This is a genomic window from Paenibacillus sp. FSL H8-0048 (genome assembly GCF_038002825.1).
In the GTDB taxonomy this organism is placed as follows: Bacteria; Bacillota; Bacilli; order Paenibacillales; family Paenibacillaceae; genus Paenibacillus_AQ.
This window is the reverse complement of record NZ_JBBODF010000001.1, coordinates 5,031,817-5,046,511: the sequence shown is the minus strand read 5'-3', so window position 1 is coordinate 5,046,511 and position 14,695 is coordinate 5,031,817. Positions and strand designations below refer to the sequence as shown.

The window sequence follows — 14,695 nt, the reverse complement described above, 5'->3', positions numbered from 1 at the left end:
CTTTGACATCTGCGGCTTTTATTTTTCCGGTATCGGGGGCAATCCATGGCTTTCCTCAGTAAAAAGCCTTTAAGCATCATCATCGGCTTCATTATCGTCCTGCAGCTCTGCCTGTTCTATTACTATTCCGTATCCCTGGCCCGGGAATATAGAGCCGAGAAGGCGGATCTGGCCTCACAGGCGGTCATGCTGGCCTCCAACATCGAGGAACGGGTGGCCATTGTGAAAGGGGTCAGCTCCTTTATCCAAACCGTCGGCTTCGATGCCGATCCGGCCCTGATCCAGAGCTACCTGGCCACCGCACACGCCAAGAACACCAGCAACGTCACGAATATCATGATCGCTCCGGATGGTCTGATCCGCTACCTCTACCCGCTTGAGGGCAATTCTTCACTGCTAGGCAGAAGCCTGCTGCTGGACTCCTCCCTGGCCTCTCCCGGCATGATCCAAGAAACGCTACGTTCCCGCAGCATTACAGTAGACGGTCCGCGCACACTTGCCCAGGGCGGCTATGGCATGGTGATCCGGCAGGCCATCTATAAGGATAACTCTCTGGAGGGCATCGTCTCCGTCACCGTGAAGATTGATAATATCATTAACCAGCTCGTGTATAAGGATAGTAATATCTATGTCACTGCCAAGGATCATACCTTCCTGTTCGGCAATAAAGCCCTTGCGTTGGACCCGCGGCTCACGGTTCCCGTCAACACCTACAATCAGCACTGGCTGATGGGGATTTCCCTGCCCTCCCACAAGAAATGGCAGGTGCTGCTCAGCGTGCTGTGGATTGATCTTGCTTTTCTGCTGGTGATTGCCTTCATTCTATATATCTTCTGGTATCAGAGCCGCTTCAACCGTGAACTGGAGCGGTTGGTCAGCATCCGGACCCGTGACCTGCGTATTTCCAAGCGTCTCTATGAGAAGCTTGCCCATTACGACAGCCTGACAGAAATCCCCAACCGGCGCTTCTTCATGGATGAATTCGAGCGTCTGCTGCAGAGCTCGGAGCCGACGCAGACCTATACCTTATTCTTTTTCGACCTGAACCGGTTCAAGGAGATTAATGATACGCTCGGGCATTCTACAGGGGACCAGGTGATCAAGACCCTGGCCGGACGGCTCAAATCCGGGGGTCTGCCCTTCAAGCTGTTCGCCCGTACCGGCGGAGATGAATTCGTGATGATCTTCGCGGGTCTGCCGCACACGGATATTCCTGTGATCGCCGGGCGGATCAGCACGCTGATCTCACAGACTCTCCTGATCTCGGGAGCGCATCTGAGCCTGTCGACCAGTATCGGCATCTCCCTGTACCCCGAGCACTCGCAGAAGACGGACGATCTGCTGAAATTCGCCGATATGTCAATGTACCAGGCCAAGTCGCAGGAGGATGCTAATTACTTCATCTTCGACTGGGATCTGCGCGAGAAGCTGGAGCAGAAGACGATGATCGCCAAATATCTGCACTCCGCGCTGGAGCGGGAAGAATTTGTACTCTACTATCAGCCCCAGATCAACGCCATCACAGGGGAAATGATCGGGATAGAGGCGCTGATCCGCTGGAATCACCCCGAGAAGGGGCTGATTGGACCAGGGACGTTCATCACCGCAGTGGAAGAAGCCGGGCTGATGATCCAGCTGACCGACTGGGTGCTGCGTGAGGTGTGCCGCCAGCTCTGCGAATGGCGCAGCCTGGGGATGCCGCTGCTGCGGACTTCAATTAATATCTCCAACAGCTGGTTCTACAACCGTAACCTGATTGAGAATCTGCTGGCCGTGCTTGACGAGTACGGACTGGATACCGGTGTGCTGGAATTCGAGATTACCGAGAGCACCGCGCTGCTGGAGGAGCATTATCCGCTGCTGCAGCAGATGCGCGATCACGGCATCATCGTCTCCATCGATGATTTCGGCACGAAATATTCTTCGCTGAATTACCTGAAGCATTTTCCCGTGAACAAAATCAAGATTGACCGCACCTTCATCACCGGCATCGGCGTCAGCTCCATAGATGAGACCATTATTAAATCCATCGTCTTCGTCGCCTCGCAGCTTGGCTATGACCTGATTGCCGAAGGGGTCGAGACGCCGGAGCAGCTGGCCTTCCTGGTGCAGCATAATTGCCCGCATATTCAGGGATTCCTGTTCTACCCTCCGCTGCCTGCCGATGAGATCCGCAAGCTGGCCTCCTGATCCTGACAGGATGCTTTGCACGCGGGTATGGCGGTCGTTATAATTAGCTTAATTAAGATGTTACCCCGAAAGGATTCTGAGACCATGAATAGATTAACCACCGGCGAAATGGCCGGAACCGCCCTGTTTGCGCTGATCCTCGCCCTCCTGGCGTACCGGATTATCCGCGGCATGCCGAAGATGGCCGGAGACATTACCGCCTTCCGCAAACGGACCCTCGTCTGGACCCAGGTCGCCCTGGTGCTTACCGTCCTTCAGCTCAACTTCAAGGCCGGGGACTGGCGCTTCGGCATTATCCTCGGCCTGATCGTCCTGTTCACCGGTAGCATCTGGCTGTCCGCCCGCCGCTATGACATCGCCCGCCAGGCTGAGTCTGAGCATCGGGATGGGCATTGAGGCATACGGTACGAATTAGTATCAGAGAGCAGAGATAGCGGATTGGGCGGCAACCTGGAGTAACCCGGCCACCAAATGTATGCTGTTTTTCGCATACATTCGGGCCATGCGCCTGCGATGAGCACAATGTATGCTGTTTTCCGCATACATTCGGCCACACGACCTGCATGTGAGCACCATGTATGCTGTTTTCCGCATACATTCGGCCACACGACCTGCATGTGAGCACCATGTATGCTGTTTTCCGCATACATTCGGCCACACGACCTGCATGTGAGCACCATGTATGCTGTTTTTCGCATACATTCGGGCCATGCGCCGCTGTACCAGCTAATATATACGTTTCAGGCTCCCGCCAGGGAGCCTTTTCTGTGTCTTCCGGCCGGACGGCAGGCATACTTTCCCTCTCCCTAACCATACTAATGACATTCTATGGATACCGATGGAGGGCTGATGAATGGGCAAAAAACTGAATCTGCTGATGTTCAGCGGGGAGTATGACAAGGCGATGGCCGGGCTGATTCTGGCGAATGCAGCCAGGGATATTGAAGTGGAGGTTACGATGTTCTTCTCGTTCTGGGGGCTGTTTCTGGTCCGGGACCCGGAGACTATGACGCTGGAGGATAAGAGTATCTACGAGAAGCTGATGGATGTCATTACACCCAAGGGACCGGAGCAGCTGCCGCTCTCGCGGATGAACTTCAGCGGGCTTGGCAAGCTGATGCTGGAGGAGATGATGGAGGATCAGGGAGCACCGAAGCTGATCCATTTCCTGAAGGGCGCGCGCAAAAAGAACATCAAGTTCTACGCCTGCAAGCTCTCGGTGGAGATCATGGGCTTCAAGCCGGAGGAGCTTCTGCCCGAGGTGGAGATTATCGATGCCGCCGCATATCTGAAGGATGCGCTGGAGAGCGATATTCAGCTTTTCATCTGATCGTTATGGGCGTTAACCTAATTACATCACCGGGCATATACTGAGGCAGACGAAGACGGACCGGTTACGCCCGGCGGGTATGCGGAGGCTGCGACACACACTTTACTTGCCTTGAGCAGCACCAGTGCCTGCCGGAATCCGTCTCAAATGATAGAGCATTCATTGCCTGGAGGGATTGTCCGTGCTGAGTATCCACCGCGCCGCTGCGGCAGACGCGCCGTCTTCACTGCAAGAGCATTTCGCGGCATTCCGTGAGCACACTGTCGGCAGCCGCCATCTGATCTCCACCCCCTATGGACGGCAGCCGCTGCTGTATGCCGACTGGACGGCCAGCGGCCGCCTGTATGAGCCGATTGAGCGCAAAATACAGGAGAGCTTCGGCCCCTATGTCAGCAATCCGCATACTGATTCCAATACCACGGGCCTGACCATGACCCTGGCTTACCATGAAGCACGGAGCATCATCCGGCAGCATGTGAATGCCGCCCCCGCAGATGCCCTGCTCTTCTGCGGCAACGGCACCACCGGCGCGGTGAACAAGCTGCTGCGGATCATGGGCCTGAAGCTGCCGGAATGGCTGAACCAGGAAACCCTCTGCGCACCGGAGGAGCGCCCGGTTATCTTCGTCAGCCATATGGAGCATCATTCCAATCTGCTGCCCTGGCAGGAGAGCTTCGGCGATGTGGTTACCGTTCCCTCCGGGCCGGGCGGAGAGGTGGATCTGCAGCGGCTCGGGGAGCTGCTGCAGCTCTACCGGAACCGCCGCTTCAAAATCGGCTCCTTCACCGCCTGCTCCAATGTCACCGGCATCGAGACCCCGTATCATCAGCTTGCCTCACTCATGCACCGGCATGACGGGGTATGCTTCGTGGATTTTGCAGCAAGCGCCCCTTATCAGGAGATCAATATGCATCCGGCAGACCCGCAGGAGAAGCTGGATGCCATCTTCTTCTCGCCGCATAAATTCCTCGGTGGCCCGGGAACCGGCGGCGTGCTGCTGTTCGACACCGCGCTCAGCAACGGCCGGCTGCCGGATGAGCCCGGCGGCGGCACCGTGGTATGGGTGAACCGCTGGGGCGGACGCCGCTACATCGATGATGTGGAAGTGCGCGAGGACGGGGGCACTCCCGGCTTCCTGCAGGCGATCCGCACTGCCCTTTGCGTGAAGCTGAAGGAGCAGATGAACGGAACCGGACAATATATGATCGTCCGCGAACAGGAGCTATGCCGGAAGCTGCTCTCGGGGCTGGTGCAGATTCCCGGCTGCTCCGTGCTGGAGGGCACACACCGCAAGCGGCATGGCATTGTCTCCTTCACGCTGAAGGAGATTCATTACAATCTCGCGGTACGGCTGCTGAATGACCGCTTCGGCATTCAGGCACGCGGCGGGTGCTCCTGCGCCGGTCCGTACGGCCATCAGCTGCTCGGGCTGAACCCGGCGCAATCCCAGGCGTTCATCCAGGCGATCCATGCCGGGGACCAGTCGCTGAAGCCGGGCTGGGTCCGCCTGTCCCTGCACCCGATCATGACGGACCGGGAGATAGAGCACATGGTCTTCGCTGTACAGTCTATCGTCAGTAATATTGCTGAATGGAGTAAGGATTACCGCTACAATGCGGTCACCAACAGCTGGCCTCATACCGGAGAGAGAGGCGTTACAGAAGGTGTGGAGGAGATCCGTGAATTATTTGCGCTGTAGCGGCGCTTGGCCGCGCAGCTCCCGTTCCCGCGCCAGCCGGGCAAACCTGGCTTCAATCGCTTTAACCCCCCAGAGTGATGCTCCGATAAACAGCAGCACATAGATAATCTCCACCGGATGGCGGATGAACCGCTGCACATCATTGCCGATGTAGGATACCGCAAATACCATAATGGCTTTGCCGGCACACAGCGCAATCAGGTAGGAACGCAGCCGCATTCCGGCCAGCCCCGCCGCCATATTAATCGCCACGAACGGACCCACCGGAAACAGACTAAGCAGGAACACATAGCTGAACCCGCTCTGGCGGACCCAGGTCATCGCTTTGGCTACCTTGGGCCGTTTGGCCCACTTGGCGAGGTAGGGATGTCCGGCAATTTTGCGGATGATCAGGAAGGTGACCGTGCAGCCTGCAACCAGACCGATCCAGGAATACAGGAACCCCAGCCATAACCCGTACACCGCTCCGTTAAGCCCCACAATCGCTATAGTCGGCAGCGGGGGGACGAACGATTTCATGAAGGTAAGCCCCACACCCGGCAGCGGCCCGAACGAGCGGTATTGCTCCAGCAGCTGCATCAGGCGCTCCTCGGTCAGCCATGACATAATATTTAGAAAGAACATTTCTTCAGCGCTCCTCAGGGTACGATATGAAATTCAATTATACAACACTTCCGGCGGGAAGTAGAAGGAAGCTGGACAAGCGCAAGCTGCCGGAGATATGATGAAATCATGAGAACATTTGATTATAATCTGCTGGCCAAAAGAATGCTCGCCCTGTTATGCATAGGCCTGCTCATCGCAGTGGTGTTGATTCCCCTGCTCAGCCCCTCATCTAACTGCAACAGCCCACGGTCAGGTTGGGCCGATTTGTCCACCTGCACCTTCGATAATTCTGCCGTCTACCCGCTTGAAGGGGAATGGGAATTCTATTGGCAGGAGCTGCTGAAACCGCAGGATACCTTATCCGGAACAGCAGAGGCACCGGCCTATATGCCTGTGCCGGGCGCATGGGGCCGGGGATCGGAGGCTACCGGCTTCTCCCGCTACGGATATGCAACCTACCGTCTGCTGGTTCAGCTGCCGCCGGAGGTTCCTGCCTTCGCCCTCAAGGTGAGCAATATCCGCAATGCCAGCGAGGTATATGTGAATGGTGAGCGGCTGGGCGGAAGCGGAACACCGGGGAAAGCCCGGGAGACTACCACGCCGCGCAACCAACCGTATTCCCTGACTTTTCACAGCAGGGATAACCTGGCGGAGATTCTGATACATACATCCAATTTCACCTATTCAAACGGAGGCATTGCCGAATCTATCCGGATTGGCACTCCCGCTGCTATAGCTGCCATCGATCAGCGGAAACGGACCTACGACACTTTGCTGGTGGCAGGCTTTGCTTTTATCGGCTGCTATTTCATCGGCCAGGGCTTGCAGCGCAAAGAGGACAAGTCTTCGCTCCAGTTGGCCGTCTACTGCTTCGTGATCGCTCTCTATATGCTGACTCACAGTGAGAAGCTGCTCTTCGAGTACCTTCCATCCCTCTCCTATGAAGGATTCAGCAAGCTGCAGGCGGTGTCGGGTGTAATCGGATTCTATTGCGTGTCCAGCTATACTTATTCCTTATTTCCCGCACTCTATTCCCGGCTCTTCAAACGGATCTGCTTCGTATATGCCTTGAGCTTCTGCACCATTGTACTGTTCACCACACTGCCTGTATATTCGCGGATTACCGGGGTGCTGCTGGCCTTCAGCTTCATCTCTGTCTGCTATACCTTCTATGTCATGGTAAAAGCCGCCTGGCGGAGGGAAAGCGGCTCTAACTATCTGCTGATCGGTGTGATTGCCGCAGTCATGTTCACCTTGTCTTTAGTCAGCAATCTGTTCTTCGGTACTGAACTCTATGCCACTGCGCCGGTAGCCGGTCCGATCTTCATTCTTGCCGAGGGACTGTTCCTGTCTGCGCGCCATGCCCATGCCTATGAGACCATTAAGCAGCTGTCCCGGCAGCTGGAGCGCAAGGACAGGGACAAGGACGAGTTCCTGCTGAAGACCTCCGCCGAGCTGCGTACGCCGCTGAATGCCATCATTAACGTAGCGCTATCCATGCATGAGGGAGCCGGAGGACCGCTAAGCCCCTCCCAGCGGGAGGATATACGGCTGATTCTCGGTACTGGCAGAAGGCTGGCCTTCCTGGTCAGGGATATTCTTGATTACGAGCAGATCAAGCGCCAGCGCATTAGCCTGCAATGGGGGACCGTCGATATCCAGGGTGTGGCTTCCATTGTCATTGAGGTCTTCCAGTTCCTGAACAAAAAAGGCAGCATCCGCATCAAAAATCATATCCCGCCGGGCCGTTTCCTGGTCCAGGCCGATGAACAGCGGCTGATGCAGATCCTCTATAGCCTGCTGGATAATGCACTGAAATTCACGGACCGCGGCAGCGTGGTCATTGAGGCCATCTGGCAGGAGGAGTTCCTCTCCATTGCTGTAACCGATACCGGAAAGGGCATTCCCGAGGATCAGCTGGAGTATATCTTCCGCGACTATGAGCAGATCAGCGAGGCCGATTCCCTTGAGACCGGCGGCCTCGGGCTGAGCCTTGCGATTAGCCGTAAGCTGGTAGAGCTGCATGGCGGGAGCATCTCCGTCTCTTCCCGGGTTGGCCGGGGCAGCACATTCTCCTTCACACTTCCGGGCACCCAGGCGGAAGCTGCCGCTGCCGCCCAAGCAGAGCAGACACTCCCGCGGCCAGAGTACACCCAGCCAGAGATGCTGGATGACCTCTGGAAATACCGGTCGGCTGATCCGCCGCAGTCCAGCGGACAAGCTGCGCCCTATGCGCCGCGTATCCTGATCGTGGATGACGATTATGCGAGCCTCAAGGCACTGACCAACCTGCTGTCGCTGGAGAATTACAATATCACAAGCCGCAGCAGCGGCAAGGAGGCACTGGCCCTGCTGGCTGAAGACCGGAATTTCGATCTCTGCATGATCGATGTCATGATGCCCGGAATGTCGGGCCTTGCGCTGTGCAGGATCATCCGCCAGACCTATACCCCGCTGGACCTGCCGATCCTGATGGCCACGGCCGGGCAGCAGCTTCACTTCAACGAGGCGGCGTTCCGCGCCGGAGCCAATGATTTTATCCATAAGCCTTATATCTGGAGCGATCTGAAGGGACGGGTCAACACGCTGGTTCAACTACGGCGATCTGTCTCCGAGCGGCTCAGCTCGGAGATCGCCATGCTGCGTGCACAGATCAAGCCGCATTTTCTGTACAACGCCATTAATACAATTATCTGGATGAGTACGCGTGACACCGAGAAGACACAACAGCTGCTATACGATCTGAGCCATTTCCTGCGCGGCAGCTTCGACTTCAGCAACCAGGAGACTGCCATTCCGTTCGAGAAGGAGCTGGAGCTGATCGAAGCCTATCTGTCGCTGGAGCAGGCCCGGTTCGGGAAGCGGCTGAATGCCGAGTATCATATTGAGGTCAGTGAATTCCCGCTGCCGCCGCTGATTGTGCAGCCCATCGTGGAGAACGCCGTCCGTCACGGACTGATGGAGAAGATCGACGGAGGAACGGTAATCATCTCCACCCGGCAGGAGGGGGATGATATCCTGATCACCGTCTCGGACAACGGGAAGGGAATGAGCGATGAACAGCTAGCCTCATGGATGAAGGATGATTACCGTTCTCCGCATGGCGAAGGCACCGGAATCGGCCTGCGGAACATTAACCGCCGGCTGCTCACACAGTTCGGACGTCCGCTGATTCTTACACGGGGAGCCAGCGGAGGTATAGATGTACTGATTACAATCCCATGGAAGGAAGAGGTCTTCTGAGTATGAGCATCTCTGTAATGGTAATTGATGACGAATGGCCGGCACTGGATCACATGAAGGAGCTGCTGCTCCAGTGTGAAGGAATATCCTCTGTCCTGACCTACGATAACCCGCGTGAAGCCCTCACTGCTGCTTCCGAGCTGAAGCCGGATGTTCTATTCTTGGACATCCAGATGCCGGAGCTGTCCGGTCTCACTTTTGCCGAGAAGCTGTTGCCCTTCTCTCCGGACACAGACATCGTATTCGTAACCGCCTACCGCAATTATGCTGTCGAAGCCTTCGACCTGTCTGCAATGGATTATCTGCTCAAGCCTGTTGATCCTTCGCGGCTGCGGAAGACCTGGAATAAGCTGCTCAGTAAGCGCCTATCGCCGGAGGCTGCCGGGGCAACCGCCGCAACCGGGAAGGCAACCTCGTTCCGGCTGCTGGGGGATTATGAGCTAATCAGCCCTCTGGGCCTGGTGAAGTGGAGGACACATAAGGCACAGGAATTATTTGCTTATCTGTGGATTCACAGGCAGGGCAGCGTCAGCTTGATTCTCAATGACGTGTTCCCGCAGTGGAACTACGAGAAGGGCAAGCAATATCTGCATACTACGGTCTACCAGATCCGCACCACCTTGAAGAAAGCCGCGCTGGAGGACAAGATTGAGCTGACCTTCGGCAGGGAGAATTACAGGCTTGAGTCGGGGGGAATTGAGGGAGACATTGAGAAATTCCAGGAAGCTGCCGCCCTTGCGCTGCAAACTAGCAGGCTTGAGGACATGCAGCAGGCCGCCGTCCTGTACACCGGTGACCTGCTCCAGTCGCTGGACAGCCTCTGGGTATATTCCGCCCGTGACAAATACCGCCGCCTGTACCTCAAGCTGCTGGAGCAGCTTACTATGGGATTGATGGAGGCTGAACGGCCTAACGAGGCCGAAGATTACGCCGTGCGCCTGACGGAGCTGGAGCCACTGGAGGAGAGCTACGCCCTGCGGCTGATCGCCATCTATTACGAAACCGCCAAGCCCCTGCGCGCCCAGCGCAAATTCGCCCAGTTCAGTGAGTCCTACATCGCAGAGACCGGCGACGCCTTGCCGGACTGGTTCGTTGATGAATACCAGCGGCTGGGTAAATAGCCCGGGGCATTTCCAGGGGGAAATTGGATTGTGTTATACTATTTTAAAATAAATCTCAATATCCAAGTGAGGTGCTATCCTAATGCTGCCCCAAAGAGAAGAATTGCAACGGTTACTAAAAAAAGCCAACCAGCATGCAGTCGCAGAAGCCAAGAAGGCCGGAGCTTCCATCTATTATATAAAAAACGGGAAACGAATTCGTGAAGATGCCACTGGACAAAAATTCGAAATCACTTATGATGTAGCTGGTAACCGGACTGAGCTTGTTAGTCATGACTAAATCTAAATCTGTAATGACGGTTTTTGCCGGAACTAATGGAGCTGGAAAAAGCACAATCAGCTTCCAGTTAAGGGACTACGTTGGAACCATTATCGATCCTGACCAGATTGCCAAAAGGATTGGTTGTGATGGAGATTCAGAACTCGCGAATCAGCTTTTGCAGAGATGAGGTTCCTGCATGGGCTAGAGGAGCTTTAGAATTTTTTATATAATACAAGCATTTTTTCGATATTTTACGCCATGGTTCGACGTTTATCAGTGTTTTATCAGTGACAATTGTTACCATTGTTCATATACAAGATCATTCGTGCATAGGGATGCATCATTATGATGGCAATGGGGGATGTAACATGAAGAAGAGAAATAGATTCAAGCAGGCAATCAGAGGAATGAAGGTACTGCCGCTTATGATGTCCATGATTCGTGAGGCTGCAGCGGATAACACCGCACCTGCGATGTCTGTTGAGGTTACCACTGACAAAGAGGTTTATACTCCAGGGGAAGAGGTTACCGTGCTGGTGCATTTAAAAGACTTCGCGCCAAATGACCGCGGCTACAGCTATCTTAACTTCATTGTCCAATATGACAGCCAGGTATTCGACAACCTTGAATATACGCAGCACTCGGTCTACGCAGAAGGGAATTATACGGCTGGAAGCGAAGTCGATAACCTGTTCCAGTTCAATTTCCAGAGTCCTGTGGATGGCAGTATCTATCTCGGGAAAAACACAAGCATGCGCGGCATCGATATTCAGGTCGAAGCAAGCAGCGGACAGCAGACGATTCCGGCGGTAGAGCAGACGCTGGTCACCTTCAAGCTGCGGGTCAAGGAACTTACACTTGCCTCCTCCTCAACAATCAGCCTGGCCAATGAATTCACCAGAATCCGCACCTCCGAAGCCGCGAGCAGCTTCTATCTCTACTCGCCCGATGTCACAGCGAACTCTCCGGCAAGGGTCGAAATTACCCAATCCCCGTCCGTCTCTGTCTTCTCTCCACAGGAGTCCGTTAACCGTCTGACGTAGCAGCGCATCCTGCAACAGCGGCAGCTCCTTTTACATACATATCCCTTACATAATTGGCTGCCGTCTATAATTCTTGTACTTATGAAGCGTCCGGCTTCAAAAAGGAAGGCACCCTCCGCGATTGTATACGGACGGAGGGTGGATTTGAATCGCTGACAATCATGTCGATCCTTCGTCAGGAATATAAGGGGGATTAATCACTGTAACGCGTGTTCACCTATGAATCTCAGCAGCAGTCTGTCTGGTTCGGCTAACAAGCAGCGTCGTCACATGCTTGCGCGCGTCCGCTGTGAGCAGCAGCAGCTCCACCGGCCCGCCGGCCGGCTCACTGCGGATGAACGTAACCCTGGCACCGTCCAGATCCTCGTAGATCCCGGCAACGGTATAACCTAGCCCGATGAGATTGTCGATTTCCTGCCGTTCCCGGTCGAACTCTGCAAATGCTGACATCTCAGACCACTCCTCCGCTGATTTCTGCCTGTGCCGGATGGGGAGCTTCGGCCTCGAAGCGCTTGCGGTGCAGGTATTTCCCCTGTCCTGCGGCACCGACGAATATCTTGTCCTTGATGACAAACTCGCCCCGGCTCAGCACGGAGACCGGCTCGCCCTTGACCGTAAGCCCCTCGAACGCATTGTAGTCCACATTCATATGATGGGTCTCTGCCGACAGCGTCCGCTCCACTGCCGGGTCGAAGATCACAATATCGGCATCGCTGCCCACGGCAATCGTGCCCTTCTGCGGGAACAAGCCGAACAGCTTGGCGCTTGAGGTGGCGATGATATCCACGAATTTGTTCAGTGTGATCCGGCCCTTCTGCACCCCTTCGGAGTAGAGGACACTGAACCGGTCCTCGATGGTGGGTCCACCGTTCGGGATCTTCGAGAAATCGCCCCGGCCCAGCTCCTTCTGCCCCTTGAAGTTGAACGAGCACTGGTCAGAGCCAATGGTCTGCAGCGTCCCGCTCCAGAGGGCATCCCAGAGTACATCCTGGTTCCACTGTTCGCGCAGCGGAGGAGACCAGACATACTTGGCGCCTTCGAAATCCGGCTTCGCCAGCGCCGACTGATCGAGCACCAGATACTGCGGACAGGTCTCGCCGTAGACACGAAGCCCTTTCTTGCGGGCTTCGGCAATCTTCCAGGCCGCCTCGGCGCAGGTGACATGCACCACATAGAGCTGTGAATCCGTCAGCCCGGTCAAATAAGCTGCCCGGCCAGTCGCCTCACCCTCCAGTTCAGGGGGACGGGTCAGCGCATGATAGAGCGGATCGGTATTGCCTGCGGCCAGCGCCTGATCCACCAGATATTCGATAACATCGCCGTTCTCGGCATGCACCATGACCAGCGCCCCTTCGCGCTTCGCCGCCTGAAGCGTCTTATACAGAACTCCGTCGTCGGCCTGGAAGGTGTTCTTGTAGGCCATGAACACCTTCAGCGAGGTGATGCCCTCCTGCTCAATAATCTGCGGCAGCTCGCTGAGCACATTGTCATTCAGCTCTGACACCATCAGGTGGAAGCTGTAGTCAATGACCGCTTTATCCTGCGATTTGTGATGCCAGGTATCTACGGCCTGCTGGAGCGGCTGCCCCTTCGTGGTCAGGCAGAAATCGATCACCGTAGTGGTTCCGCCGTAAGCAGCGGCAATCGTACCGGTCTCGAAGTCATCGGCGGTAACCGTACCGCCGAAGGGCATATCCAGATGGGTATGGGGATCAATCCCTCCCGGAAAGACATAACAGCCGGAAGCATCAATGATCTCCGCTCCCGGCGCTTCCAGATTCAGGCCGATGCCGCTGATGATTCCGTCCTCAATCAGGACATCTCCCGTATACGTATCCGCCGCTGTAACGATAATTCCGTGCTTGATGATCTTCTTCATCTTAACCCACCTCCGCTTCCGAATAAGCACCGTTGACCCCGCTGATGATCCGGCTCCGCTGATTCCAGCTCATCGGGGCCGCTCCGCTGTCCAGTGCTATCATATCAATGGCTCCCTCTGCCGGGCAGACAATCGAACACAGATTGCAGCCTACACAATCCTCCTCACGCACTTGCAGAATCGCCTTACCCTCCGCATTCGTCAGCATATCGATGCATTGATGAGAGGCGTCTTCGCAGGCAATATGGCATTTATTGCAGTTGATGCAGTTCTCCTCGTTAATCCGCGCAACGACTTGATAATTAAGATCAAGATCGCCCCAGTTGGTATATCTGGGCACCGACTTGCCAATCAGCTCGGTTACCGAAGCCAGTCCCTTCTCGTCCAGGTAATGGTTCAGACCGTCGATCATCTCCTCCACAATCCTGAAGCCATGATGCATAACCGCTGTGCAGACCTGAATTCCGGTTGAGCCCATCAGCATGAATTCGACGACATCCTGCCAGGTGGAGATGCCGCCAATGCCGGAGATCGGCACGCCGACTTCACGGTCCCGGGCACATTCCGCCACCATGCTAAGAGCAATCGGCTTGACAGCCGGGCCGCAATAACCGCCGTGTGCTCCCTGGCCGCCGACATTTGGAATCGTATTCCAGCTGTGGATGTCTACCCCGGCCAGACTGTTGATCGTATTGATCAGGCTGATTGCATCCGCTCCGCCCTTGACGGCATGCCGGGCCACCACGGTAATGTCAGTGATGTTCGGTGTCAGCTTCACAATGACAGGGGTGGTCGCTACCTCCTTGACCCAGGCGGTCTGCGCCTGTACCAGATCAGGCTGCTGGCCCGAAGCCGCGCCCATCCCGCGTTCAGCCATGCCGTGCGGACAGCCGAAATTCAGCTCCAGCCCGTCTACGCCGATGGCCTCCACGCGCTTCACAATTTCATGCCACTTCTCCCGCTTCGGCTCCACCATCAGGGAAGCAATAATCGTATGCTGCGGGAATCTTCGCTTCGTCTCATAGATTTCCTTCAGGTTAACCTCCAGCGGACGGTCGGTAATCAGCTCAATGTTGTTGAAGCCCGCTACACGCTGTCCGCCAAAATGAACGGCGGCGAACCGGGCCGAGGTGTTGATGACCGGCTCCCCGAGCGTCTTCCACACCGCGCCTCCCCAGCCTGCCTCGAACGCACGCTGCACCTGATAGCCTGTATTGGTAGGCGGCGCAGAGGCCAGCCAGAACGGATTCGGTGACTTGATGCCTGCAAAATCAATACTGAGATCTGCCATTGCCATTCCTCCCCCATCTATGAAATCTGTA

13 protein-coding genes are annotated in these 14,695 nt (G+C 55.7%); 9 read left to right on the top strand and 4 right to left on the bottom strand.

The features are described 5' to 3' along the window. Positions 1–45: 45 nt before the first annotated feature. The 4 genes from NSU18_RS21680 (at position 46) to NSU18_RS21665 (ending at position 5,219) form a co-directional block, all read left to right on the top strand. Positions 46–2,190 carry a bifunctional diguanylate cyclase/phosphodiesterase gene (locus tag NSU18_RS21680; protein WP_341150026.1) on the top strand — a complete coding sequence of 715 codons (2,145 nt, stop codon included), beginning with the start codon at positions 46–48 and terminating at the stop codon, positions 2,188–2,190. 84 nt (positions 2,191–2,274) lie between these two features. Beyond that, positions 2,275–2,586, top strand: a complete 312-nt coding sequence (locus tag NSU18_RS21675) for a hypothetical protein (protein WP_341150025.1) — start codon at positions 2,275–2,277, stop codon at positions 2,584–2,586. Between the two features lie 457 nt (positions 2,587–3,043). Beyond that, positions 3,044–3,520 carry a DsrE/DsrF/DrsH-like family protein gene (locus NSU18_RS21670; RefSeq protein ID WP_076080972.1) on the top strand — a complete coding sequence of 159 codons (477 nt, stop codon included), beginning with the start codon at positions 3,044–3,046 and terminating at the stop codon, positions 3,518–3,520. A 181-nt stretch (positions 3,521–3,701) separates the two neighbouring features. Continuing rightward, positions 3,702–5,219 carry an aminotransferase class V-fold PLP-dependent enzyme gene (locus NSU18_RS21665; RefSeq protein WP_341016030.1) on the top strand — a complete coding sequence of 506 codons (1,518 nt, stop codon included), beginning with the start codon at positions 3,702–3,704 and terminating at the stop codon, positions 5,217–5,219. Here the strand turns inward: NSU18_RS21665 and NSU18_RS21660 are convergent. Beyond that, positions 5,205–5,843, bottom strand: a complete 639-nt coding sequence (locus NSU18_RS21660; protein WP_341016029.1) for a TVP38/TMEM64 family protein — start codon at positions 5,841–5,843, stop codon at positions 5,205–5,207. The two genes, NSU18_RS21665 and NSU18_RS21660, sit on opposite strands and share 15 nt — an antisense overlap. 108 nt (positions 5,844–5,951) lie before the next feature. On the opposite strand from NSU18_RS21660, the gene NSU18_RS21655 reads away from it, so the two are divergent. The 5 genes from NSU18_RS21655 to NSU18_RS21635 all read left to right on the top strand — a co-directional run bounded on the left by NSU18_RS21655 (position 5,952) and on the right by NSU18_RS21635 (position 11,494). Next, positions 5,952–9,068 carry an ATP-binding protein gene (locus NSU18_RS21655; protein WP_341016027.1) on the top strand — a complete coding sequence of 1,039 codons (3,117 nt, stop codon included), beginning with the start codon at positions 5,952–5,954 and terminating at the stop codon, positions 9,066–9,068. Between the two features lie 2 nt (positions 9,069–9,070). Continuing rightward, positions 9,071–10,189 carry a response regulator gene (locus NSU18_RS21650; protein WP_341016025.1) on the top strand — a complete coding sequence of 373 codons (1,119 nt, stop codon included), beginning with the start codon at positions 9,071–9,073 and terminating at the stop codon, positions 10,187–10,189. Positions 10,190–10,271: 82 nt separating this feature from the next. Then, positions 10,272–10,469, top strand: a complete 198-nt coding sequence (locus NSU18_RS21645) for a hypothetical protein (protein ID WP_341016024.1) — start codon at positions 10,272–10,274, stop codon at positions 10,467–10,469. Then, a complete protein-coding gene (locus NSU18_RS21640) occupies positions 10,462–10,638 on the top strand; it encodes a hypothetical protein (RefSeq protein ID WP_341150024.1) in 177 nt (58 codons plus the stop codon). The genes NSU18_RS21645 and NSU18_RS21640 overlap by 8 nt, the downstream gene beginning before the upstream one ends. Before the next feature lie 181 nt (positions 10,639–10,819). Beyond that, positions 10,820–11,494, top strand: coding sequence for a hypothetical protein (locus NSU18_RS21635; RefSeq protein WP_341016023.1), 675 nt, complete (start codon positions 10,820–10,822; stop codon positions 11,492–11,494). 213 nt (positions 11,495–11,707) lie between these two features. Here the strand turns inward: NSU18_RS21635 and NSU18_RS21630 are convergent, their stop codons facing one another. From NSU18_RS21630 to preA, 3 genes are read right to left on the bottom strand one after another with little or no spacing between them, the layout of a single operon-like run. Further along, positions 11,708–11,944, bottom strand: coding sequence for a hypothetical protein (locus NSU18_RS21630; RefSeq protein ID WP_341016022.1), 237 nt, complete (start codon positions 11,942–11,944; stop codon positions 11,708–11,710). A 1-nt stretch (position 11,945) separates the two neighbouring features. After that, positions 11,946–13,373: a dihydropyrimidinase gene (gene hydA / locus NSU18_RS21625; protein WP_341016020.1), complete on the bottom strand. Its 1,428-nt coding sequence runs from the start codon at positions 13,371–13,373 to the stop codon at positions 11,946–11,948. 1 nt (position 13,374) lies between these two features. After that, positions 13,375–14,664, bottom strand: a complete 1,290-nt coding sequence (gene preA, locus NSU18_RS21620; RefSeq protein WP_341016019.1) for an NAD-dependent dihydropyrimidine dehydrogenase subunit PreA — start codon at positions 14,662–14,664, stop codon at positions 13,375–13,377. Between the last annotated feature and the right edge of the window lie 31 nt (positions 14,665–14,695).

What these genes read in the sequence shown, in the direction of transcription:
- NSU18_RS21660 (WP_341016029.1), bottom strand. Translation starts at nt 5,843, where the DNA reads ATGTTCTTTCTAAATATTATGTCATGGCTGACCGAGGAGCGCCTGATG.
- hydA (WP_341016020.1), bottom strand. Translation starts at nt 13,373, where the DNA reads ATGAAGAAGATCATCAAGCACGGAATTATCGTTACAGCGGCGGATACG.
- NSU18_RS21645 (WP_341016024.1), top strand. Translation starts at nt 10,272, where the DNA reads ATGCTGCCCCAAAGAGAAGAATTGCAACGGTTACTAAAAAAAGCCAAC.
- NSU18_RS21680 (WP_341150026.1), top strand. Translation starts at nt 46, where the DNA reads ATGGCTTTCCTCAGTAAAAAGCCTTTAAGCATCATCATCGGCTTCATT.
- NSU18_RS21670 (WP_076080972.1), top strand. Translation starts at nt 3,044, where the DNA reads ATGGGCAAAAAACTGAATCTGCTGATGTTCAGCGGGGAGTATGACAAG.
- NSU18_RS21650 (WP_341016025.1), top strand. Translation starts at nt 9,071, where the DNA reads ATGAGCATCTCTGTAATGGTAATTGATGACGAATGGCCGGCACTGGAT.
- NSU18_RS21675 (WP_341150025.1), top strand. Translation starts at nt 2,275, where the DNA reads ATGAATAGATTAACCACCGGCGAAATGGCCGGAACCGCCCTGTTTGCG.
- NSU18_RS21630 (WP_341016022.1), bottom strand. Translation starts at nt 11,944, where the DNA reads ATGTCAGCATTTGCAGAGTTCGACCGGGAACGGCAGGAAATCGACAAT.
- NSU18_RS21655 (WP_341016027.1), top strand. Translation starts at nt 5,952, where the DNA reads ATGAGAACATTTGATTATAATCTGCTGGCCAAAAGAATGCTCGCCCTG.
- NSU18_RS21635 (WP_341016023.1), top strand. Translation starts at nt 10,820, where the DNA reads ATGAAGAAGAGAAATAGATTCAAGCAGGCAATCAGAGGAATGAAGGTA.
- NSU18_RS21640 (WP_341150024.1), top strand. Translation starts at nt 10,462, where the DNA reads ATGACTAAATCTAAATCTGTAATGACGGTTTTTGCCGGAACTAATGGA.
- preA (WP_341016019.1), bottom strand. Translation starts at nt 14,664, where the DNA reads ATGGCAGATCTCAGTATTGATTTTGCAGGCATCAAGTCACCGAATCCG.